At 71.2% G+C, this 20,504-nt stretch carries 18 protein-coding genes; 8 read left to right on the top strand and 10 right to left on the bottom strand.

Features of this window, described 5'->3' with window-relative positions; translation table 11 throughout:
- Nucleotides 1-132 precede the first annotated feature (132 nt).
- Nucleotides 133-1,113 (top strand): NAD-dependent epimerase/dehydratase family protein, encoded by a 981-nt coding sequence (locus tag BJP25_RS09925; protein ID WP_075974533.1) that lies wholly within the window; start codon nucleotides 133-135, stop codon nucleotides 1,111-1,113.
- A 178-nt stretch (nucleotides 1,114-1,291) separates the two neighbouring features.
- Nucleotides 1,292-2,671 (top strand): NAD(P)/FAD-dependent oxidoreductase, encoded by a 1,380-nt coding sequence (locus tag BJP25_RS09930; protein ID WP_075974534.1) that lies wholly within the window; start codon nucleotides 1,292-1,294, stop codon nucleotides 2,669-2,671.
- A 139-nt stretch (nucleotides 2,672-2,810) separates the two neighbouring features.
- Here BJP25_RS09930 and BJP25_RS09935 read toward each other — a convergent pair whose 3' ends face one another.
- Both BJP25_RS09935 and BJP25_RS09940 read right to left on the bottom strand, forming a co-directional pair.
- A complete protein-coding gene (locus BJP25_RS09935) occupies nucleotides 2,811-3,200 on the bottom strand; it encodes a VOC family protein (RefSeq protein ID WP_075974535.1) in 390 nt (129 codons plus the stop codon).
- Nucleotides 3,197-3,517: an ArsR/SmtB family transcription factor gene (locus tag BJP25_RS09940; protein ID WP_075974536.1), complete on the bottom strand. Its 321-nt coding sequence runs from the start codon at nucleotides 3,515-3,517 to the stop codon at nucleotides 3,197-3,199. Before BJP25_RS09940 ends, BJP25_RS09935 begins: the two co-directional genes overlap by 4 nt.
- Before the next feature lie 136 nt (nucleotides 3,518-3,653).
- Between BJP25_RS09940 and BJP25_RS09945 the strand changes: the two genes are divergently transcribed.
- The 4 genes from BJP25_RS09945 (at nucleotide 3,654) to BJP25_RS09960 (ending at nucleotide 7,918) form a co-directional block, all read left to right on the top strand.
- Entirely contained in the window at nucleotides 3,654-4,949 is a 1,296-nt protein-coding gene (locus BJP25_RS09945; protein ID WP_075974537.1) for a cation:proton antiporter, read from the top strand.
- A 146-nt stretch (nucleotides 4,950-5,095) separates the two neighbouring features.
- On the top strand, nucleotides 5,096-6,058 hold the full coding sequence (locus BJP25_RS09950; protein ID WP_075974538.1) for an alpha/beta hydrolase: 963 nt from the start codon (nucleotides 5,096-5,098) through the stop codon (nucleotides 6,056-6,058).
- Between the two features lie 145 nt (nucleotides 6,059-6,203).
- On the top strand, nucleotides 6,204-6,902 hold the full coding sequence (locus BJP25_RS09955; protein WP_075974539.1) for a GntR family transcriptional regulator: 699 nt from the start codon (nucleotides 6,204-6,206) through the stop codon (nucleotides 6,900-6,902).
- The gene (locus tag BJP25_RS09960; RefSeq protein WP_075974540.1) at nucleotides 6,899-7,918 is read left to right on the top strand and encodes a 1-aminocyclopropane-1-carboxylate deaminase; all 1,020 of its coding nucleotides are present in this window, start codon (nucleotides 6,899-6,901) and stop codon (nucleotides 7,916-7,918) included. The genes BJP25_RS09955 and BJP25_RS09960 overlap by 4 nt, the downstream gene beginning before the upstream one ends.
- Nucleotides 7,919-7,985: 67 nt before the next feature.
- On the opposite strand, the gene BJP25_RS09965 is transcribed toward BJP25_RS09960, so the two are convergent.
- Nucleotides 7,986-9,995: an acetoacetate--CoA ligase gene (locus BJP25_RS09965; protein WP_075974541.1), complete on the bottom strand. Its 2,010-nt coding sequence runs from the start codon at nucleotides 9,993-9,995 to the stop codon at nucleotides 7,986-7,988.
- Between the two features lie 81 nt (nucleotides 9,996-10,076).
- A complete protein-coding gene (locus BJP25_RS09970) occupies nucleotides 10,077-11,024 on the bottom strand; it encodes a helix-turn-helix domain-containing protein (protein WP_075974542.1) in 948 nt (315 codons plus the stop codon).
- 160 nt (nucleotides 11,025-11,184) lie between these two features.
- On the opposite strand from BJP25_RS09970, the gene BJP25_RS34070 reads away from it, so the two are divergent.
- Entirely contained in the window at nucleotides 11,185-11,553 is a 369-nt protein-coding gene (locus BJP25_RS34070) for an STAS domain-containing protein (RefSeq protein WP_158075624.1), read from the top strand.
- On the opposite strand, the gene BJP25_RS09980 is transcribed toward BJP25_RS34070, so the two are convergent.
- Entirely contained in the window at nucleotides 11,540-11,959 is a 420-nt protein-coding gene (locus tag BJP25_RS09980; protein WP_198943411.1) for a nitrilase-related carbon-nitrogen hydrolase, read from the bottom strand. The genes BJP25_RS34070 and BJP25_RS09980 overlap by 14 nt on opposite strands.
- 138 nt (nucleotides 11,960-12,097) lie before the next feature.
- On the opposite strand from BJP25_RS09980, the gene BJP25_RS09985 reads away from it, so the two are divergent.
- Nucleotides 12,098-13,807: an ATP-dependent nuclease gene (locus tag BJP25_RS09985; RefSeq protein WP_158075625.1), complete on the top strand. Its 1,710-nt coding sequence runs from the start codon at nucleotides 12,098-12,100 to the stop codon at nucleotides 13,805-13,807.
- A gap of 721 nt (nucleotides 13,808-14,528) precedes the next feature.
- Here BJP25_RS09985 and BJP25_RS09990 read toward each other — a convergent pair.
- The 5 genes from BJP25_RS09990 to BJP25_RS10010 all read right to left on the bottom strand — a co-directional run bounded on the left by BJP25_RS09990 (nucleotide 14,529) and on the right by BJP25_RS10010 (nucleotide 20,420).
- Nucleotides 14,529-14,903: a replication initiator gene (locus BJP25_RS09990; RefSeq protein ID WP_143218971.1), complete on the bottom strand. Its 375-nt coding sequence runs from the start codon at nucleotides 14,901-14,903 to the stop codon at nucleotides 14,529-14,531.
- Nucleotides 14,881-15,747, bottom strand: coding sequence for a replication initiator (locus tag BJP25_RS32090; RefSeq protein ID WP_084793839.1), 867 nt, complete (start codon nucleotides 15,745-15,747; stop codon nucleotides 14,881-14,883). Before BJP25_RS32090 ends, BJP25_RS09990 begins: the two co-directional genes overlap by 23 nt.
- A 71-nt stretch (nucleotides 15,748-15,818) precedes the next feature.
- Nucleotides 15,819-17,291, bottom strand: coding sequence for a carboxylesterase/lipase family protein (locus tag BJP25_RS10000; protein WP_084793840.1), 1,473 nt, complete (start codon nucleotides 17,289-17,291; stop codon nucleotides 15,819-15,821).
- Nucleotides 17,288-18,721 carry an ATP-binding protein gene (locus BJP25_RS10005; protein ID WP_075974545.1) on the bottom strand — a complete coding sequence of 478 codons (1,434 nt, stop codon included), beginning with the start codon at nucleotides 18,719-18,721 and terminating at the stop codon, nucleotides 17,288-17,290. The genes BJP25_RS10000 and BJP25_RS10005 overlap by 4 nt, the downstream gene beginning before the upstream one ends.
- Nucleotide 18,722: 1 nt before the next feature.
- Nucleotides 18,723-20,420: an FAD-dependent oxidoreductase gene (locus BJP25_RS10010; protein ID WP_075974546.1), complete on the bottom strand. Its 1,698-nt coding sequence runs from the start codon at nucleotides 20,418-20,420 to the stop codon at nucleotides 18,723-18,725.
- Nucleotides 20,421-20,504: the final 84 nt, after the last annotated feature.

Genomic DNA, 20,504 nt, shown 5'->3' on the forward strand with positions numbered 1-20,504 from the left:
TAGCGGCCCGCCGACCGGTCCCCACCGCACCCGCCCGCCCCCGTCCCCTGTGGACGGCGGCGGGCGGGTGCCGTCTTCCCCCCCCAGCGCGGGAGTTGACCTCAAGCGCTTGAGGGCTGGTTCGCTCGTGGCATGGACACGAACGAGACTGCCCCGGTGCTGGTCACCGGTGGTTCCGGGTACCTGGCCACCCACCTGGTCGCCGCGCTCCTGCGGGAGGGGCGGTCGGTGCGGACGACGGTGCGCTCCACCGCTCGGGAGGGCGAGCTGCGGGCGGCGGTGCGCCGCGGTGGCGCCGACGACGCGCGGCTGACCCTGGTGGCGGCCGACCTGCTGGCCGACGACGGGTGGGACGCCGCGGTGGCGGGGTGCGCCGAGGTGCACCACGTCGCCTCACCGATCCCGCTGGCCCAGCCCGACGACCCCGACGAGCTGATCGTCCCCGCGCGGGAGGGGACGCTGCGGGTGCTGCGCGCCGCCTCCGCCGCGGGGGCCCGGCGCGTGGTGCTGACCTCGTCGTTCGCCGCCATCGGCTACACCCCGAAGGCCAGCGGCGAGTACGACGAGGACGACTGGACGGACCCGGACACCCCGGGACTGGCCCCCTACCCGAGGTCGAAGGCGGTCGCGGAGCGCGCGGCCTGGGACTTCGCGCACGCGCACGGCGGCACGGAGCTGGTGGTGGTCAACCCCACCTTTATCCTCGGGCCGACGCTGACCGCCGACCTGAGGTCGTCCACCCACCTGGTGCGGCAGATGCTGGAGGGCGGCATGCCGCTGGCCCCGGGCAGGCGGTTCGGCATCGTCGACGTGCGCGACGTGGTGGACCTGCACCTGCGGGTGATGACCACCCCGGAGGCGGCGGGCAAGCGGTTCCTCGCCGTCGCGGACGGGTCGACGGCCAGCTTCCTCGACGTGGCGACCATCCTGCGGGACAGGCTGGGGGAGCGCGCCGCGAAGGCGCCCGTCGAGCAGGACGGGGGCGCCGACCTGCCCCGGCTCACCCTCCGCAACGACCGCGCCAAGGCGCTCGGGTGGAAGCCGCGCCCGGTGGCGGACACCGTGGTCGACACCGCCGAGAGCCTGTTCGCCCTCGGTCTGGTGCGCGGCTGACGCCCACCGCCTGCCGCCGGGCACCCGGCGCGTCCGGGCAGCGCTGTTCACACGGGGCTGTGCGCACGGGGTAGCGAAGGACACGCCCGCCCCGCGTGTCGCCGGGGTGGTTGGTGGGTAGGTCCCCGGGTGAGGACGGAACCGGGCGCAGAGGGTGCCACGACGACGGGAGGCCACGATGACCGAGCACGCGACCGCCGGCGGTGCAGGGGGGCGGCACCGCGTCGTGATCATCGGCAGCGGGTTCGGCGGGCTGTTCGCCGCGCGGAACCTGCGCAAGGCCCCGGTGGACGTCACCCTCATCGCCAGCACCGGGCACCACCTGTTCCAGCCGCTGCTCTACCAGGTGGCCACCGGCGTGCTGTCCGAGGGCGAGATCGCGCCCGCCACGCGGGAGATCCTGCGCAGGCAGGACAACGCGACCGTCCTGCTGGGACACGTCACCCACATCGACGTCGAGCGCAAGGTGGTCGTCTCGCGCACGCCGGTGGGGGAGACCACGACCCCGTACGACTCGCTCATCGTCGCCGCGGGCGCCGGGCAGTCCTACTTCGGCAACGACCAGTTCGCCGAGTACGCCCCCGGCATGAAGAGCATCGACGACGCGCTGGAGCTGCGCGGCCGGATCTTCGGCGCCTTCGAGATCGCGGAGGTGCTGGAGGACCCGGCCGAGCGCGAGCAGTGGCTCACCTTCGTGGTGGTCGGCGCGGGCCCGACCGGGGTGGAGATGGTCGGGCAGATCGCGGAGCTGGCGGGCACCACGTTGCAGCGCGACTTCCGCCGCATCGAGTCCACCTCCGCGAAGGTCATCCTGCTCGACGCCGCGCCCGCGGTGCTCGGCCCGTTCGGGGACAAGCTCTCGCGCAAGGCCAAGCAGCAGTTGGAGCGGCTGGGCGTCGACGTGCAGCTCGGGGTGAAGGTCGTCGGCGTCGACTCCACCGGGGTCGACGTGATCGACCCCGACGGCAGCCCGCGCCGCATCACCGCGCGCACGAAGGTCTGGGCCGCCGGGGTCGCGGCGTCCCCGCTGGCGCGGCTGCTCGCGGACCAGACCGGGGCCGAGGTCGACCGGGCGGGCCGGGTGAAGGTCAACCCCGACACCTCCCTGCCCGGCCACCCCGAGGTCTTCGCCGTCGGTGACATGATGACCATGGACAAGCCCCTGCCCGGCGTGGCGCAGGTGGCCATGCAGCAGGGCAAGTACGCCGCGCGCACCATCGCCGCCCGGCTGGCGGGCAAGCCCGAGCTGCCGCCGTTCCACTACCGGGACAAGGGCAACATGGCCACGGTCTCCCGGTTCCACGCCGTCGCCAGCGTCGGCTCGAAGATCCGGCTCGCGGGCTTCATCGCCTGGTTGATGTGGCTGGCGGTGCACCTGGTGTACCTGATCGGGTTCAAGAACCGGGTCACCACCCTGCTGCACTGGACGGTGACGTTCATCGGCCGGGCGCGCTCGGAGCGCATCGCCACCGAGCAGCAGATCTTCGCCAGGATGGCCATCCAGCGCGAGCGCACCAAGTCCTCCGCCGACGCCGTGCCGGTGTCCGACTCGGCCTGACCGCGACCCGCGGGTGCGGCGCCGACGCGGTGGTGCACCCGCGGGACGAGCGCTCGCCGGGTGGGCGCAAACATCCCGAAGTGGAGCTGGGGTGCTGTGGCGCACCCCGGCTCCACTCCCGTGTGACGGGGTGGTCCGGTCAGTGCCGGGTAGCGATCTGGATGAGGTTGCCGCAGGTGTCGTCCAAGACGGCGGTGGTGACCGGGCCCATCGCCAGGGGTTCCTGGGTGAACCGCACGCCCAGGCCGCGCAGCCGCTCGAACTCGGCCTGCACGTCGTCGACCTCGAACGAGGTCAGCGGGATGCCGTCGGAGACCAGCGCCTCCCGGTACGGCGCCACGGCCGGGTGGTGGCTGGGCTCCAGCAGCAGCTCCACCCCGTCCGGGTCGTGCGGGGACACCACGGTCAACCACCGGTCGCGCTCACCGATCGGCACGTCGACCTTCTTCTGGAAGCCCAGCACATCGGTGTAGAAGGCCAGCGCGCGCTCCTGGTCGTCGACGAAGACGCTGGTGATGTAGATCCTCATGGTTCCCTCTCGTCCCCGACCGGGTGGTCGGTGGGCTCTGCCGGTGGTCGGTCGGTCGGCCACCGCTCGGTGATGGCCCGCAGCGGCGCGGTGTCGACGCGGTGGAACTTGTAGCGGCCCTCCCGCCGCGTCCGCACCAGCCCGACCTGCTCCAGGAGGTCCAGGTGCTGCGAGACCGCCTGCCGGGACGAGCCGAGGCCGTGCTTGCCCGACAACCGGGCGCACAGCTCGAACAGCGTCTGGTCGTCGCGCTCGCACAGCTCGTCGAGGATCGCCCGGCGGGTCGGGTCGGCCAGCGCCTTGAACACGTCCGCCACGCGCCCAAGATAGGCAAGTGCGCACTTGCGTGTCAATGTGGACAGCCGAAGCGGCCGGAGGGGACCTGGGTGGAGGTTGAACCGGATGACCCCGGGTAATCAGCACCGACACTCGCGAGTGGTGAAGGAGACTCTGGTGGCTGATGCCGGGCCGTGGTTGTACACAGCGGCGGGAGCGGCCACCCTGGCGGCGGCGGTGCTGCCCCGCGCGCTGTCCCGGATCCCGATCTCGATGCCGATGGTGTTCCTCGGCGCGGGCGCGCTGGTGTTCGGGCTCGTCGACGGCCTGCCCGCGCCCGACCCGGTCACCCACGCCGACGCCGCCCGGCGGCTCACCGAGCTGTGCGTGATCGTCTCGCTGATGGGCGCGGGCCTGGCCCTCGACCGCCCGGTCGGCCGACGGCGGTGGTCGACCACGTGGCGGCTGCTGGGGCTCACCATGCCGCTGTCGATGCTGGCGGTGGGCCTGCTCGGCTGGGGCGTGCTGGGCTTCGGGGTGGCGGGCGCGGTGCTGCTCGCCGCCGTGCTCGCCCCCACCGACCCCGTGCTGGCCACCGAGGTGCAGGTGGGTGAACCGGCGGGGGAGGAGGACGGCGACGAGGACGAGGCCCGCTTCGCCCTGACCTCCGAGGCCGGGCTCAACGACGGGCTGGCCTTCCCGTTCACCTACGCCGCCATCGCGATCAGCCTGGTGGGGGTGGCGCCGGGGGCGTGGCTGCCGCACTGGCTCGGCGTCGACGTGGCGCTGCGCCTGGCGATCGGCGTCGCGCTGGGACTGGTGATGGGGTGGCTGCTGCGCAAGCTGTTCTTCGGCGCCCGCGCCGAGCGGTTCCGGCTCGCGACCTACGCGGAGGGGTTCGTCGCGCTCGCCGCGACGTTCCTGACCTACGGCATCACCGAGTTCGCGCACGGTTACGGCTTCGTGGCGGTGTTCGTCTGCGGGTGCGCCCTGCGCGCGGGGGAGCGGGCGGGCACCTACCACCGCGTGCTGCACAGCTACGTCGAGCAGGGCGAGCGGATGCTCACCGTGCTGGTCGTCTTCCTGCTCGGCGGCGCCGCCGTCACCGGCCTGTTCGCCGGGCTGCGGTGGGTGGAGGTCGGCTTCGCCGCCGCGGTGCTGCTGCTCGTGCGCCCGCTGGCCGGGGTCGTCGGCCTGGCCGGGGGCAAGACCGGGCCGCGGGAGCGGGTCGTCATCTCCTTCTTCGGCGTGCGCGGGGTCGGCTCGCTGTTCTACGTCGGCTACGCGCTGACCCACGGCCAGTTCTCCGACCCGGGCACCATCTGGCGGGTCGTCGGCCTGGTCGTCGTGGGCTCGGTGCTGCTGCACGGGATCACCGCGACGCCGGTGATGCGCCTGCTCGACCGCAGGCGCGAGCGCACCGCCGAGCGCGAGCACGGCGACCCGGCCGAGGCCGCCCACACCCCCGTCTGACCCGTCCTCGATCCGGTCGCCCGGCGCGCCACCACCCGGGCACGTGCTCGACGTCTCACCACGCCGTACGCGATTTGGTTGTGCACAACTCAAATGGCGACTAGGTTCGACCTCGTCGGACGCGCCACCACCGTGAGGAGCACACCATGACCGCCAACCCCCGGAACCTGGTCCTCGAACCCGCCGCCCAGGCCTTCGCCGAGGCCACCGACGAGCCGCCCTACCTGTTCCAACTGCCGCCGGAGGAAGGGCGCAAGGCCGTCGACGGCGTGCAGGACGGCGAGGTCGAGATGCCCGCCGCCGACGTCGAGGTGCTGCGGGTCCCCGGTGGGCCCAGCGGCGAGGTGGAGGTGCGCGTCGTCCGCCCGCGGGGCGTCGAGGGCGACCTGCCGGTCCTGGTCTACATCCACGGCGCGGGCTGGGTCTTCGGCAACTTCCACACCCACGAGCGCCTGGTGCGCGAACTGGCCGTGGGCACCGGCGCCGCCGTCGTGTTCCCCGAGTACAGCCGTTCCCCCGAGGCCCGCTACCCGGTCGCCATCGAGGAGAACTACGCCGCGGCGAAGTGGGCCGTCGAGCACGGCGCCGAGCACGGCCTGGACACCTCGCGCATCGCCATCGCGGGCGACTCGGTGGGCGGCAACATGACCGCCGCGCTCACGCTGATGGCCAAGGAGCGCGGCGACGTCGACTTCCTGGCGCAGGTGCTGTTCTACCCGGTGACCGACGCGGCGTTCGACACCGAGTCCTACCACCTGTTCGCCGAGGGCTACTTCCTCGCCCGCGAGGGCATGCAGTGGTTCTGGGACCAGTACACCACCGACGAGGCGCAGCGCGCCGAGATCACCGCCTCCCCGCTGCGGGCGACCACCGAGCAGCTCGCGGGCCTGCCCCCGGCGCTGGTCATCACCGGTGAGGCCGACGTGCTGCGCGACGAGGGCGAGGCGTACGCGGCGAAGCTGCGCGCCGCGGGCGTGCCGACCACGGCCGTGCGCTACCAGGGCGTGATCCACGACTTCGTCATGGTCAACGCGCTGCGCGAGACCCAGGCCGCCGAGGCCGCGATCACCCAGGCGATCACCACCCTGCGGCGCGCGTTCGGCGCCTGAGCGGACCCGCGGGGCCCGTCTGAGCGCGCCTCGGCGGGCCTCGCGCCCCACCCCGGTCCCCTGATGAGCAGGTCCGCATGCCCGCGGGCCTGCTCATCCGCGTTCGGGCTTGACTTCTGCGCGTCAGCCGCATGCAATATATTGCATGCCGGTCCCGAGCACGTCCGTCCCGATACGCCGCGCGCTGCTGCGCGAGGACGTCTACGCCCGGCTGCGCGACGCCATCGTCGACTGCACCTTCGAGCCGGGGGAGCAGCTGCGCGACCAGGAGCTCGCCGCCTGGCTCGGGGTGAGCCGGACACCGGTGCGCGAAGCGCTGCTGCGGCTCGGTGAGGCCGGGCTCGTCCGCGCCGAGCCGGGCCGCTCCACCACCGTCGCGCCGCTCGACCACGCCGCCGTGCGCGACGCCCAGTCCGTCGTGGCCGCCATGCACCGGCTCGCCGTCGCGGAGGCCATCGCCGCGCTCTCGCCCGCCGACCTCGACCGGATGCGGGCGGCCAACCGGCGCTTCGCCGCGGCGGTGGCCGCGGGCGACGTGCACGCCGCGCTGGCCGCCGACGACGACTTCCACGCCGTCCCGGTGCGGGTCAGCGGGAACGCCGCGCTGCGCGCGGTGCTGGCGCAGTACGGCCCGGTGCTGCGGCGCCTGGAGCTGCTGCGGTTCGGCTCGGCGCAGGCCCGCGCCTGCGTCGAGCGCCACGACCGCCTCGTCGAGCTGTGCGCGGCCGGGGACGCCGCCGCCGCCGAGGTCTCGCACGACACCTGGAAGGACCTCACCTCGGTCCTCGACGACCCGGCGGCGCGGGACCCCCGCCCGCCCCTGACCGGAACGGACCGCCGATGAGGCTCGCCGAGTTCCCCCGCCACCCGCTGACCTTCGGGCCCAGCCCGGTGCACCCGCTGCGCAGGCTCAGCGCCCACCTCGGCGGCGCCCAGGTCTGGGCCAAGCGCGAGGACGTCGCCAGCGGCCTGGCCTACGGCGGCAACAAGGTCCGCAAGCTGGAGTACATCGTCCCCGACGTGCTGGCCAGCGGCGCGGACACGCTGGTGTCCATCGGCGGCTACCAGAGCAACCACACCCGCCAGGTCGCCGCCGTGGCCGCCCACCTCGGCCTGCGCTGCCGCCTGGTCCAGGAGCGCTGGGTCCCCTGGGACGACCCGGTGAACGACAAGGTCGGCAACCTGCTGCTCTCGCGCATGATGGGCGCCGACACGCGGCTGGACCCGGCGGGCTTCGACATCGGCATCCGCGACTCGTGGAAGGACGCCCTGCGCGAGGTCGAGGAGGCGGGCGGCAAGCCCTACCCCATCCCCGCGGGCGCCTCCGAGCACCCGCTGGGCGGCCTGGGCTTCGCCAACTGGGCGTTCGAGGTCGCCGAGCAGGAGCGCGAGCTCGGCGTCGTCTTCGACACCATCGTCGTCTGCACCGTGACCGGGTCCACCCACGCGGGGATGATCGCCGGGTTCGCCGCCCTGGAGGACCTGACCGGCGTCCCCCGCCGCGTCCTGGGCATCGACGCCTCGGCGACGCTGGAGAAGACGCGGGACCAGGTCGAGCGCATCGCGCGGCACACCGCGGAGCTGATCGAGCTGGGGCGGGAGCTGCGCGCGGACGAGGTGCAGGTGCTGGCGGGCTGGGCGGGCGAGCAGTACGGCATCCCGGTGGAGTCCACGATGGCGGCGATCGCCCTCGGCGCCGAGCTGGAGGCGATGATCACCGACCCGGTGTACGAGGGCAAGTCCCTCGCGGGCCTGATCGACCTGGTGACCAGCGGGGAGATCGGGCGGGACTCGACCGTGCTCTACGCGCACCTGGGCGGCCAGCAGGCCGTGAACGCCTACCACCGCTTGTGGGACTGAACGCCGCGCTCCCCTGTGGAGGGTGCGCACCGGGCGGCACCCACCGCCGCCCGGTGCGCCTGCGCCGCTACACGCGCCCGGCCAACTCCAGGAAGGGCCGCAAGGACCCGGGGTCCTGCAACGCGTCCCGGCTCACGGCCTTCTCCAGCGACACCCCGGCGAGGATCTTCTTCACCGGCACCTCGCACTTCTTCCCGTTCAGCGTCCGGGGCACCGAGTCGACCACGACGAACCGGTCCGGGACGTGCCGGGGCGACAGCTCCGACCGCAACGCCTTGCGCAGCAGCGGTTCCACGTCCTCCAGCGCCGTCCCCGGTGCCAGCACGAGGAAGCACAGCAGCGCGCCCTCGTCCTTCGCCCCCAGCTCGGTCGTGTCGATCACCAGGGAGTCGGCCACGCCGTCGAACGCCTCGACCACCGCGTAGAAGTCGGCGGTGCCCATCCGGACCCCGCCGCGGTTGAGCGTGGAGTCCGAGCGCCCGTAGATCACGAACGACCCGCGCGGGGTGGCCCGGACCCAGTCGCCGTGGCGCCACAGCCCCGGGTAGTCCGCGTAGTAGGCCTCGCGCAGCCGGGTGCCGTCCGGGTCGTCCCAGAACCGGACGGGCATGGACGGCATGGGCTGGGTGATGACCAGCTCGCCCACCTCGTCGACCAGGTCGGCGCCGTCCTCGTCGAAGGAGTGGACGTCGGCGCCCAGGGCGGCCACGGACAGCTCGCCCAGCCAGACCGGCACGGTGGGGGAGGAGCACAGGAACGCGGCGCAGACGTCCGTGCCGCCGGAGACCGAGCAGATCTGGATGTGCTCGCCCGCCGCGTCGGCGATCCAGCGGAAGCCCTCGGGGGACAGCGGGGCGCCGGTGGAGCCGAGGGCGCGCATGCCGGTGAGGTCGTGGGTGTCGCGGGGCCGCAACCCCGCCTTGAGGCAGGACTGGACGAACGGGGCGGAGGTGCCGAAGACGGTGACCCGGTGGCGCTCGGCCAGCGCCCACAGCGCGTCGAGGTCCGGGTGGCCGGGGCTGCCGTCGTAGAGCACGACGGTCGCGCCGACCAGCAGGCCGCCGATGAGGAAGTTCCACATCATCCAGCCGGTCGTGGAGAACCAGAAGAAGCGGTCGCCCGGGGCGAGGTCGGTCTGCAGGCGCAGCGCCTTGAGGTGCTCGACGACGATGCCGCCGTGGCCGTGCACGATGCCCTTGGGCAAGCCCGTGGTGCCCGAGGAGTAGAGCACCCACAGCGGGTGGTCGAACGGCACCGGCTCGAACTCCAACGGGCCCGCCTGCGCGGTGAACTCGGCCCAGGGCGTCGCCCCCGCCAGCTCCGCGCCCGGGTCGAGGTAGGGCACGAGCACGGTCGCGCGCAGCGTCGGCAGCTCGGCGCGCAGGGCGGAGACGGTGGGCAGGATGTCGAAGGACTTGCCGCCGTAGCGGTAGCCGTCGACCGCCAGCAGCACCGTCGGCTCCACCTGGGCGAAGCGGTCGCGCACCGCGCGGACGCCGAAGTCCGGCGAGCAGGACGACCAGGTGGCACCCAGCGAGGCCGCCGCGAGGAACACCACCAGGGTCTCCACCGAGTTGGGCGCCAAGGCCACCACCCGGTCGCCCTTGCCGACGCCCGCGGCCACCAGGCCCGCCCGGGCCCTGGCCACCTGGTCGCGCAGCTCGCGGTGGGTGACGGTGCGCTCCAGGCCGTCCTCGCGGGCGAACACCACCGCCACGTCGTCGTCGGCGCGGCCGGGGCCGGGGGTCAACGCGTGCTCGGCGTAGTTGAGGGTGCCGCCGGGGAACCACTGCGCGCCGGGCATCTCCCGCGACCCCAGCACCCGCTCGGGCCGTTCGTGCCAGCGCACGCCGCAGAACTCCGCGATCGCCGACCAGAAGCCCTCCAGGTCCGCGACCGACCACGCGTGCAGCGCGGCGTAGTCGGTGTCGGGCCGCCCGGTGGCCGAGGTCAGCTCCACCCCGCGCTGGTCGCGCACCCAGCGGGCGAACTCCGCGACGGCGCTGCCCGCAGCCTGCTCGGCGGTCGGGGACCACATGGTCTCCGGCACCTCGTGGGTCGCGGTGGCGTCGGACATGGTCACCCTCCGGTGATCTCGGCGTGGACAGCGGGCGGCCCCCAGCCTGCATGGCGGGGTGCGGGCGGACAAGTCCGCCGATCAGCCCACGGCGCGCCCGCGCAGGGTCGCGCTCGGCGGCGCGCCGAACTCCGCCCGGTAGAGGGCGGTGAACCGGCTGGGCCGGGCGAAGCCCCAGCGGGCGGCGACCGCGGTGACGGTGTCGCCGGGGTCGCCGCGGCGCAGGTCGTCGTGGGCGTGGTGCAGGCGGATCCGGCGCAGGTGGGCCATCGGCGTGGTGCCCAGGTGGCGGCGGAAGGCCAGCTGCACGGCCCGGACGGTCACCGACGCGGCCGCGGCGATGTCGGCGGCGCTGAGGTCGACGTCGGCGTGGGACTCCATGAACGCCAGCGCGGCGCGCAGGGTCGCCGGGTGCGCGTCGTGCCGGTCGACGGCGGTGGGCTCGACCACCGCGGTGCTCGGGAACGCGGCGAGGGTCGCGGCGGCCAGCAGGCGGGCGGCCTGGGCGGCCACGAGCGCGGGCAGCGCCGCGCCCGGGGTCCCGTCGACCAGCGCCCGCACCGCGGCGCGCACCCGGGACCACTCGGCGGCGGCCGCGGCGGAGGTGGGGGAGCGGTCGAGCAGGCGCACCGGGCCCTCGGCGTCCGAGCGGGGTTGGGCGACGGCGCCGAGCAGGGCGGTGTCGAGGACGGCCCAGTCGGCGTCCACCTGGTCCACCGCGACCTCCATCGCCTCGTCCGGGTGGCCGACCAGGAACAGCTCGCCGCGCGTGCGCAGCACCTCGGTGCTCCGGTAGCGGTAGCGGACCCGGCCGCTGCGCAGGCTGCCGAGGCAGTACGTCCCCATCGGCTCGACGGCGAAGTCGGCGCGCATCCCCAGCGTGGTCCAGTCCAACCTCGCCCCGGGCAGCTGCGCCTGGGCGATCCGCACGTGGTGCGCGCCCGTCCCGGACATCCGCATGGCGGCGTACTGCTCCGACAGCAGCGCCTCGGCGAAGTCGCGGTCGAAGGTCTCCAGCACCTGGTCCACCGGGGTCTCCTCCCGCCGCCGTCGGGCCAGCCTGCCACCGGGCGCGCCACCCGCCCCGGGCGGGTTCGCTTTCCGGTGCGCCGCGTTCGCTCCGGGGACTATCCCCGGCGGCCGTGGGCTGGTCGGCTTGACCCCGTCGGAGGCGAACGGGGGGTGGGTCGTGGGCACACCGGTTCCGCACCCGGCCGAGCACGCGCTCACCACGGAGGTGGACGGGCGGGCGGCGACGGTGGTGCTGCGCGGCGACCTGGACGTGGCCGCGGTCGGGTGGCTGCGGGTGGGCCTGCGCGACGCGCTGTCCCGCGGTCCCCGGGCGCTGGTCGTCGACCTCGGCGGGGTCACCCTGTGCGCCGCGGCCGCGCTGCACGTGCTGCTGGAGGCGACCGCCGACGCCGAGACCGCCGGGGTGCCGTGGGCGGTGGTGGCAGGGGGACCCGCCGCCCGGCGCGCCATCGAGGCGGCCGGGCTCGTCGACCGCCTCCACCCGGTGCCGTCCGCCGCGGCGGCGCCCTGGCTCAGCGACCGCTGACGCCCACCCGCGCCGACCGGTCGACCCCCAGGGTGAACACGTCCGGGCGGGCGTAGTGGCCGGTGGCGTCGAAGTCGAACCGCGCCCTGGCCAGGTCGTCGAGGTCCAGCTCGGCGGCGAGCACCCCCTCGCCGTCGCGCAGCGGGCCCGCCAGCACCTCGCCCAGCGGGGAGACGATCACCGAGCCGCCGCCGATCAGCACGGTGTCCGGGGCCTCGCCCTGCACCGGGTGCAGGTCCGCGGGCAGCGCGTCCCGCCGCAGGTGCTGCGCGGCGGCCAGGACGAAGCACCGGCCCTCCAGCGCGATGTGGCGCATGGTGGCCTGCCAGGCGTCGCGGTCGTCCACCGTGGGGGCGCACCACAGGTCGACCCCCTGGGCGTAGAGCGCCGTGCGCAGCAGCGGCATGTAGTTCTTGCAACAGGTTGCTGAATGTATGTGTGGCAAGCATACGATTGACTTATTCTGACTTTCACCTGTAACGGGCGTGTTCGTGTACGCGATACCCGTCCTAGTCTAAATTTGGGGTGTTGAATGATTGCTCGAATGCGCTTGACTAGCTATAAAGGATTTGAGAGTTTCACACTTAGCTTTCGAGGTGGGACCACCCTTCTGGTCGGACCCAATAATGCAGGCAAGAGTACTATCATCGACGCTCTCCGGTTGGCTTCCCATCTTCTCAATGTAACTAAGCGTAGAAATCCTGACATCCGCAGAAGAGACGAGACTCGTAAGCTAAACATTAAAGGATACAGTCTCGTCAAATATGGTTCAGACCTAATTGACGAGAACGTTCGTCACGAATTTCGTGAAGTTGAATCTAGGATAGAGCTCCATTTCAAGAACAAAGCGGCGATATATGTAGTGTGGCCTGTCGACAACGATGCATACTTTTACGTAGAGCATGAACCGACAGTGCAAGCTGGAACTCTTCAAACTGTACGTGAGCGGTTCGACACAATAGCAGTCGTTCGGACGATGACTCCGCTAGAGCCGAATGAGTCCATTCTCTCCGAGAAGTATGTTCGGGACAATCTGGGCAGCCGCTTGTCTAGTAGACAGTTTCGTAACCAACTTTTCTACTATCTCAGTAGGTCTGAAGACGATCCGTTTGTTTCTTTCGCGCTCGAAAATACCCCGGAATTGGAATCTTTCAGCGTCGTGGCTCAACCTCCTGACGTGAACGTCTATTTCATTGAGACGACAAGTCCGTGTGAAAAGGAGTTGTCCTGGGCGGGAGATGGCCTGCAAATTTGGTTGCAAATCCTATTCCACATATGGCGGCAACTCGACACGAAGATCCTCATACTTGACGAACCTGACGTGTACCTGCATCCGGATCTTCAGCGGCGCCTAATTGACCTATTGGAAAATCTCGACTGCCAGGTAGTGCTGGCGACGCATGCATCTGAGATGCTTGTCGAGGCAAATCGTGAATCAGTAGTGATCGTTGATCGCACGAAAAAGGCTTCAAGTCGAATCTCGAACGAGCAGGTTCTTACTGACTTGAACTATGCATTGGGTTCGGGATTCAATCTTAAGCTCGCTAGAGTTCTACGGTCACGAGTTGCCCTATTTGTTGAGGGGCAGGACATGCGCGTCATGAAGAGCCTTGCAAAGACTGTTGGAGCCGATCTTGTCGCCAAAGAGCAGGGACTTTCCATAGTTTCGATGGGCGGAGCGTCCAAAAGATCCCTTGCTGCATCATTTGGTTGGTTGAATGAGTCACTTCTTGAGTCTGCCGTACAAGTATTTTTGGTAATAGATAGGGATTATTTGGCGGACGAATCAGTTGTTGAGATATTGGATCAATTTGATTCAAAGCAAGTTGAAGCTCATGTTTGGGACAGAAAAGAGTTGGAAAGCTACTTGTTGGTCCCGGCGACTATTTCAAGAATATCGGGATTTGACGAAGGGATAATTAATGAATGGCTTGATGAAGTGAGCACTACGTTGAAGGAGTATACTTTCTCTCGAATACTAAGTTCTTGGACAAAGTTGGATTCGAACCGCGCCTTGGATGTTTCCACAATCTACCAACGGTGCAAAACAGAGTTCGATTCCAACTGGAAGTCATCCGGTTGGCGACTGCGAGTCATGCCAGCAAAAGATGTGATTAGTCGACTGAATCAGAAAATTCAAGAGGCGGATGGGAAACCGTTGTCTTCACGAGCACTGGCAGGTGCGATGCTTGCGCATGAGGTTCCAGAAGAGATGCGCAACTTCCTGCTAGGTGTCAACAGAAAGCTTGCATAGTCGATGAGCCAAAATCAAATTCAGTGAAATCTGTTAAAGATTTGCATTATACTATTAACGCATAAAATCCCCTGGTATATCAATATCGGGATGATTGGGTGAGCATAGGTAATGTTTTGCAATTAGTCTGTCCTTGCAAGCAAAGAAGCGAATTAGAATGAGGAAGGTTGGCTCATTTGGAAGGTATTCCTATCAGCAAGGCGAGGGGTTCGCGCTCCATCAATGCGCCTGCCTCCGGGTTTGGGCTATGCAGAGGGTCATGGGCAGAGGATTCAACAACCCGCTCGACGCTGCCCCTACCACTATCTCGGCCCGAGTGCCGTCGCGGCGGCCTGGCGTAGCCCGATCAGGGTGGGGAGGGGTCGCAACTTTGCGGAATGGTGGAGGGTGGCTATGGCGGCTTGCGGCTCCTCCCCACCCTGATAGCCCTTGGGAGGTCGTTGCAATGGCACGACCGATGTCGCCTGACCTGCGTTCGTGGCTCTTAACCAGCGGGTTCGGGGCTGGGTTCTGCGGGGTGCTTTGCGTCGGTGGGTGGTGTGGGCTGGTGGGGGCTTGTCACCCGGTGGGAGGGTCGCCCGGCCGGGCGGAGCGGAGCGGGAGCCCGGCCGTGGCGTGCCCGCACACCTATGGGCGACAAGCTGGCTGCCAAGTCCGCGGTGACCCGGCCCGCGTCGCGCAGCGGCGCGCTTGACTGGGGAAAAGAAAGTCTGAACCAGAGTCATGCGGTGCGGGGGTGGCGGCGTTGCTCACGGATGGTCTCGGCCCAGGTCTCCTCGCTGCTGAACTTGTAGCCGGTTCCGATCACGTGCCAGCTTCCGACCTTGTCGACGGGGCCTTCGGGCAGGGGCGGGAGTCCGTGGAACGCTCGGGCCTCGTCGGCGCGGTGTTGGGCTCGGTCGGCGCGCATGGCTCCCAGGGTGGTGGAGTAGCGGCGGCTCTTGGTGGAGAAGTGTCCGCCGTAGCCGAGCATGTGTGCCCAGTCCCGCAACCGGAACGACGGGTACGCCTCGGACAGGTGCCAGCAGGTCTCGATCATGCGGCGGGCATGGGGCGTCAGACCACGGATGCGCTCAAGGTGGCGGATGTTGCGCAATGGGGCGGATGTCGAGCTGCTTGCCCCACCTCAAGGTGTGGTCACCGGCGGACACCTGGGTAGCTCTGGCGGTGATGGTGATGGCCTCGGTGAGAGTGTCGGTGTCCATGCCGAACGGCGGCAGCTCATCCGGGCCTGCGGGTCCGTCCAACCTGATGACGGCGTGGAAGTGGACCAGGCCCCGGGACTGGTACTCGGCGACCTTCGCGAACTCCATCCGCAACACCGTCCCCAACTTCGACCTCGACACCTCGGCGGCCTCGGCTAGATGACGGCGCAGGTAGACGGTGAAGGTGTGCCATAGGTCCCCGGCCCGGTTGTTCCACAAGGCCGCGCTCTCGTAGTCATAGCAGATTGCCGTGCCGATCGTGGCCTCGCCGGTGCGCACGACCTCCAGGGTCGACCCGTCGCCCTGCCCCCACAGGTAGCGCTCGGCGGCGGTCGGCATGAGCTTGCGGCGCAGCCCCAGGAACCCCTCGGGACCCAGGTGCAGGGCCACGCAGTAGAGCGTGCCGCCGCGCCGCTCCACCGCGCCGACGACCGCGTGCACCCCGAGTTCACGGGTGAGCGTGGCGAGGGCGTCGACCTCCGGGCCGGGCACCTCCACGGCTGCGGCGTGGTAGCGGCGGAACAGCTCGCGCCCCTCCGCGGTGCGGCTGCCGACGGTGATGCCGAAGTCCAGGCCCTTCGGGTACCCGCCCAGGAACGCCTCGGGCAGCACCACCACCCGGGCGCCGTGGTCGACGACGGCCGAGCGGATCAGCCGCTCGGCCTTGGCCAGGGCGGCGGGCGTGTCGAACAGCGGGGCGGACGCCTGGACGACGGCGGCGGTGAGGGTGCGCATGGCGTCGAGACTAGGAATCCCACCACTAGGAATCCCGCCAGGCGGCCACCACCGCCGCGAGCTGGTGGGCGTCAGCTGATGCCGTCGAGCGGCCACCACGTGCTCGACGGCCAGTCCAGCCCGTCCCACGCGGCGCGCTGGGCGCCCTGGGGGTCGTCCGCGGTGTGCCCGCCGCCACTGCTGATGACCATGGTCGTGCGCCGCTCGGGGGTGTAGGTGGGCCAGTCCGGCAGGTCGTCGGCCGTCGGGGCGGCCCCGGCGAGGAAGGCGCCCCAGGCCTGGTGCATCCGGGAGTTCTCGGCCCAGATGAGGGGGCCGTCCGTGCCGTGCATGGCGGGCAGGGTGTCGAACGGTTCCGGCAGGTGGGTCAGCGGGCCGTCGAAGCGGGACCGCCACACGGGCGCGTGCGCGGACTGCGCGTCGGCCAGGCGGCTGGTGGGGACCACGTACCGGTTGTCGGTCATGACCGCCACGCGCAGGCCGGTCTCGTCGAGGTCCGGCCGCGCCCGCCGGTAGGCCGCGAACAGGGCGTCGCGGCCCGCCGGGCCGAAGTGACCCGCCAGGACCGTATCGGCGTGTTTGGTGACACCCGGCGCGCCCATCGCGAAGGCCAGGCACTCGTCCAGGCAGTGCTGCGCCAGCAGCGGCACGCCCGCCGCGCTGCCCGCGATGACGGCGTCCAGGGGCCGGGAGGTGAGCACCACGCCGTCGATGGCGGGGCGCCACAACCACGTGCCGCGCAGGTCGGTGGCGAGGGCGGTCTGCGCGGCCAGCAGGTCCGCGGCGCTCACGTCGCGGACGCGGTCGGTGCCCAGCTCCCGGAGGAACCGGCGGGTCACGCTCGCGGCCTGCTCCGGGGTCGCGACGTGGTCGGCGCCCCCGCTCGCGGACGCCGCCCGGTGGAACAACCCGCGCGCCCGCGGCGACCCCATCAGGTTCGCCACGGACTTCGCCCCCGCCGAGAGGCCGACCACGGCGACGCGGTCGGGGTCGCCGCCGAACGCGGCGATGTTGTCCCGGACCCAGCGCAGGGCGGCGACCTGGTCGTGCAGGCCGAGCGCGCCGGTCGGGTGCTCGCCGGGGACGGCCAGGAACCCCAGGGCGCCCAGCCGGTAGTTCAGCGTCACCACGACCAGGCCGTGCGAGCGGGCGAACGACGCGCCGTCGCCCGCCAGGTCGGTGCCGCTGCCCACCTGGTACCCGCCGCCGTGCAACCACACCACGACCGGGCGGCGGGTGCCCCCGGCGGGCGCGGTGACGTTGAGGACCAGGCAGTCCTCCGAGCACGGCGGCAGCACGGGCGCGCCGGGGTCGTCGAACAGCCCCGGCCGCGCGGGCGGGGGCTGGACCGCGGGCGCGCCGTACCGCGTCGCGTCGCGCGTGCCCGACCAGGCCGCGACCGGTTGGGGCGGGCGCAGCCGCAGCTCACCCACCGGCGGCTGGGCGTAGGGGATGCCCCGCCACGACAGGACCCCGTCGTCGACCTCGACGCCGCGCAGCGCGCCCGCCGCGTGCTCGACGACCAGCCCCCGCACCGCGGTCACGGCGCCCCCTCGGCGGGCTGGGCGGTGAGCGGCAGGGCGACGCGGAAGCGGGTGTCGCCGGGCACCGACTCCACCGAGATGTCGCCGTGGTGCTTCTTCACCACGATGCGCCAGGAGATGTCCAGCCCGAGCCCGGTGCCCTCACCGACGTCCTTGGTGGTGAAGAACGGCTCGAACACCCGGTCCCGGATCTCGGCCGGGATGCCCGAACCGGTGTCGCACACCTGCACCACCGCCCGGTCGCCCTCGCGCGCGGTGCGCAGGGTGAGGGTGCCCCCACCGGGCATCGCGGCCACGGCGTTGTCGATCAGGTTCGTCCACACCTGGTTCAGCTCGGCGGCGTAGGCGGGCAGCGGGGGCAGGGCGCGGTCGTAGTCCTTGACCACCTCGACGTCGCGGCCGATCTTGCCCGCGAGCATCACCAGGGTGGAGTCCAGCAGCTCGTGCACGTCGACGACCTGGAACGGCGCCCGGTCCAGCTGCGAGTACTGCTTGGCCGCCCCGACCAGGGTCGACACCCGGGTGGTGGCGTCGAAGATCTCGTTCATCAGCGTCTCGGTCTCCACCGTGTACGCCAGCCAGCGCAGCGCGGTCTCGGTGCCCGCCGAGGCGCACACCGTCAGCGCGCTCTCCAGCCACGGCACGTCCAGCCCGCCCGCGACCAGGATCGGCGCCAGGTCCCAGGACCCGGAGACCTCGTGCGACTCCAGCCAGTCGACCATCTCGTCCTCGGCGTCGTTGACCTGCATCGGCGTGCGCTCCGGGGCCTTGGCGACCTGCTCGACGGCCTTCTCCTGCAACCGCACCAGCCCCGGCAGGGTGGCCGGGTCGATCGCGCCCGAGGCGAGCATCGCCAGCTTGTGCCGCATGCCCGCCACCCGCTCGCGCAGCGCCGCGGTGGCCCGCACCGCCGCCGCGGCGGGGTTGTTCAGCTCGTGGGTCAACCCCGCCGACAGCGCGCCCAGCGCCAGCAGCCGCTCGCGCTGCCCGACCGCCCGCTGGGTGTTCTGCATGCCGAAGAACAGGCCCTCCAGCAGGTGCATGGCCATCGGGAACCACTCGCGCACCACGGGGCCGAACTCGTCGGCGGGCAGCTGGTACATCACCACGTCGGTGATCGCCTCGACCGTCATCTGGTAGGCCGACTTGGACGCGACGTCGGCCTCCAGGTAGGCCTGGGTGGCGCCGAAGTAGGAGCCGCGGTGGTCGGTGCGGCTGATCTCCACCCGCTCGCCGCCGATGGTGCGGCACAGCGCGACCGTGCCCTCCAGCAGCACGAAGAAGCAGGTGGCCTCCTCGCCCTCGCTGAGCACCGGGCCGCCGGCGGGGCTGGTCTCCACCGTGCCGTGCTCGGCCAGCCAGCGCAGCTGGTGCTCTTCGAGGTGCTGGAACAGGAACAGCCCGCGCAGCTCGTCGACCGTCAGCGCCATGTCACGACCTCGCCAGGTAGCGGTGCACCAGGGTCACGGCCATCGCGCCCTCGCCGACGGCGGAGGCGACCCGCTTGACCGAGTCCGAGCGCACGTCACCCGCCACGAACACCCCGGGCAGGCTCGTCTCCAGGTGGTAGGGCGGCCGGTCGAGCTCCCAGCCCGCCGGGGCGGCGCCGTCGACGAGCAGGTCCGGGCCCGCCAGGACGAAGCCGCGCTCGTCGCGGTGCAGCACGCCGTCGAGCCAGTCGGTGCGCGGGGCGGCGCCGATGAAGGCGAACAGCCACGAGGCGTCCACCGCGGTCTCCTCGCCGGTCTTGCTGTGCCGCAGGGTCAACCCCTCCAGGTGGTCGGTGCCGGTGCCCGCCACGACCTCGGTGCAGGTCAGCACCTCGATGTTGGGGATGCGGGCGATCTGCTCGATGAGGTAGCTCGACATCGACCGCTCCAGCGAGTCGCCGCGCACGACGATCACCACCCGGCGGGCGTGGGCGGAGAAGTACACCGCCGCCTGCCCCGCGGAGTTGGCGCCGCCGACGAGGTAGACGTCCTGGCCGGCGCAGTTGGGGCCCTCGGTGGTGGACGCGCCGTAGAACACCCCGCGACCGGACAGCTCGGACAGGCCCACGCCGTCGAGCACCCGGTAGGACACGCCGGTGGCGAGGATGACGGTGTGCGCGGCGATCTCGCTGCCGTCGTCGAAGCGCACCACCCTGGCCGCCCCGCGCGCCTCCAGGGCCACCACGTCCCGGGTGGTCAGCAGTTCCACCCCGAACTTCAGCGCCTGCCTGCGGGCCCGCTCGGTCAGCTGCTCGCCGGACACGCCGTCGGGGAAGCCCAGGTAGTTCTCGATGCGGCTGCTGGTGCCCGCCTGCCCGCCGGTGGCCAGCCGCTCCACCAGCACCGTGCGCAGCCCCTCCGAGCCGCCGTAGACCGCGGCGCCGAGCCCGGCGGGGCCGCCGCCGATGACGATGAGGTCGTAGAACTCCGCGGACGGGGCGGTGCTCAGCCCCACCCGCGCGGCCAGTTCGGCGTCGGTGGGGTCGACCAGCGGTTCGCCGTCGGGGGTGACCACCACCGGCAGCGCGGCGCCGTCGAGCCCGGCGGCGGTGAGCAGCCTGGCCGCCTCGCAGTCGGCGTCGTCGAGGTTGTGCCAGCGGAACGGCACGGAGTTGCGGGCCAGGAAGTCGCGCACGGCGTACGAGCGCGGCGACCACCGGTGGCCCACCACCCGCACCTGCCGGGCGGGCCGCCGGTCCAGCGCCGACCACGCCGAGAGCAGGTCGTCGAGCACCGGGTAGAGCTTCTCCTCCGGCGGGTCCCACGGCTTGAGCAGGTAGTGGTCGAGGTCGACGACGTTGATCGCCCGGATCGCGGCGTCGGTGTCGGCGTAGGCGGTCAGCAGCACCCGGCGGGCCAACGGGAACAGGTCCATCGCCGCTTCCAGGAACTCCACCCCGCTCATCCCGGGCATCCGGTGGTCGGCCAGCAGCGCGGCCACCTCCTCCCCGCGCAGCCGGATCTCCCGCAGCGCCTCCAGCGCCTGCTCCCCGGACTCGGCGCGGACGATGCGGTAGCGCTCCCCGTACTTGCGCCGCAGGTCGCGCGCGACGGCCCGGGACACGCCGGGGTCGTCGTCCACGGTGAGGATCGAGGGCCGCGCGGCCCGGGGCGCCTCGGTGGGCGGCGGAGTCGTCATGGGGACAGTCAAGCAGGCCGGTACCCGCCCACCGCACCGCAGCGGACGCGGGTCACAGGGTGTCGCTCGACCGGGTCCCCGCGA

Origin of the sequence: Actinokineospora bangkokensis (genome assembly GCF_001940455.1) — a bacterium.
Classification (GTDB): domain Bacteria; phylum Actinomycetota; class Actinomycetes; order Mycobacteriales; family Pseudonocardiaceae; genus Actinokineospora; species Actinokineospora bangkokensis.

Excerpts from the sequence above, each read along its gene's own strand:
- BJP25_RS10005 (WP_075974545.1), bottom strand. The coding sequence starts at position 18,721 with ATGGCGCTGACGGTCGACGAGCTGCGCGGGCTGTTCCTGTTCCAGCAC.
- BJP25_RS09985 (WP_158075625.1), top strand. The coding sequence starts at position 12,098 with ATGCGCTTGACTAGCTATAAAGGATTTGAGAGTTTCACACTTAGCTTT.
- BJP25_RS09980 (WP_198943411.1), bottom strand. The coding sequence starts at position 11,959 with ATGCCGCTGCTGCGCACGGCGCTCTACGCCCAGGGGGTCGACCTGTGG.
- BJP25_RS09935 (WP_075974535.1), bottom strand. The coding sequence starts at position 3,200 with ATGAGGATCTACATCACCAGCGTCTTCGTCGACGACCAGGAGCGCGCG.
- BJP25_RS09965 (WP_075974541.1), bottom strand. The coding sequence starts at position 9,995 with ATGTCCGACGCCACCGCGACCCACGAGGTGCCGGAGACCATGTGGTCC.
- BJP25_RS09960 (WP_075974540.1), top strand. The coding sequence starts at position 6,899 with ATGAGGCTCGCCGAGTTCCCCCGCCACCCGCTGACCTTCGGGCCCAGC.
- BJP25_RS09955 (WP_075974539.1), top strand. The coding sequence starts at position 6,204 with ATGCCGGTCCCGAGCACGTCCGTCCCGATACGCCGCGCGCTGCTGCGC.
- BJP25_RS10010 (WP_075974546.1), bottom strand. The coding sequence starts at position 20,420 with ATGACGACTCCGCCGCCCACCGAGGCGCCCCGGGCCGCGCGGCCCTCG.
- BJP25_RS09930 (WP_075974534.1), top strand. The coding sequence starts at position 1,292 with ATGACCGAGCACGCGACCGCCGGCGGTGCAGGGGGGCGGCACCGCGTC.
- BJP25_RS32090 (WP_084793839.1), bottom strand. The coding sequence starts at position 15,747 with ATGCGCACCCTCACCGCCGCCGTCGTCCAGGCGTCCGCCCCGCTGTTC.
- BJP25_RS09950 (WP_075974538.1), top strand. The coding sequence starts at position 5,096 with ATGACCGCCAACCCCCGGAACCTGGTCCTCGAACCCGCCGCCCAGGCC.
- BJP25_RS09925 (WP_075974533.1), top strand. The coding sequence starts at position 133 with ATGGACACGAACGAGACTGCCCCGGTGCTGGTCACCGGTGGTTCCGGG.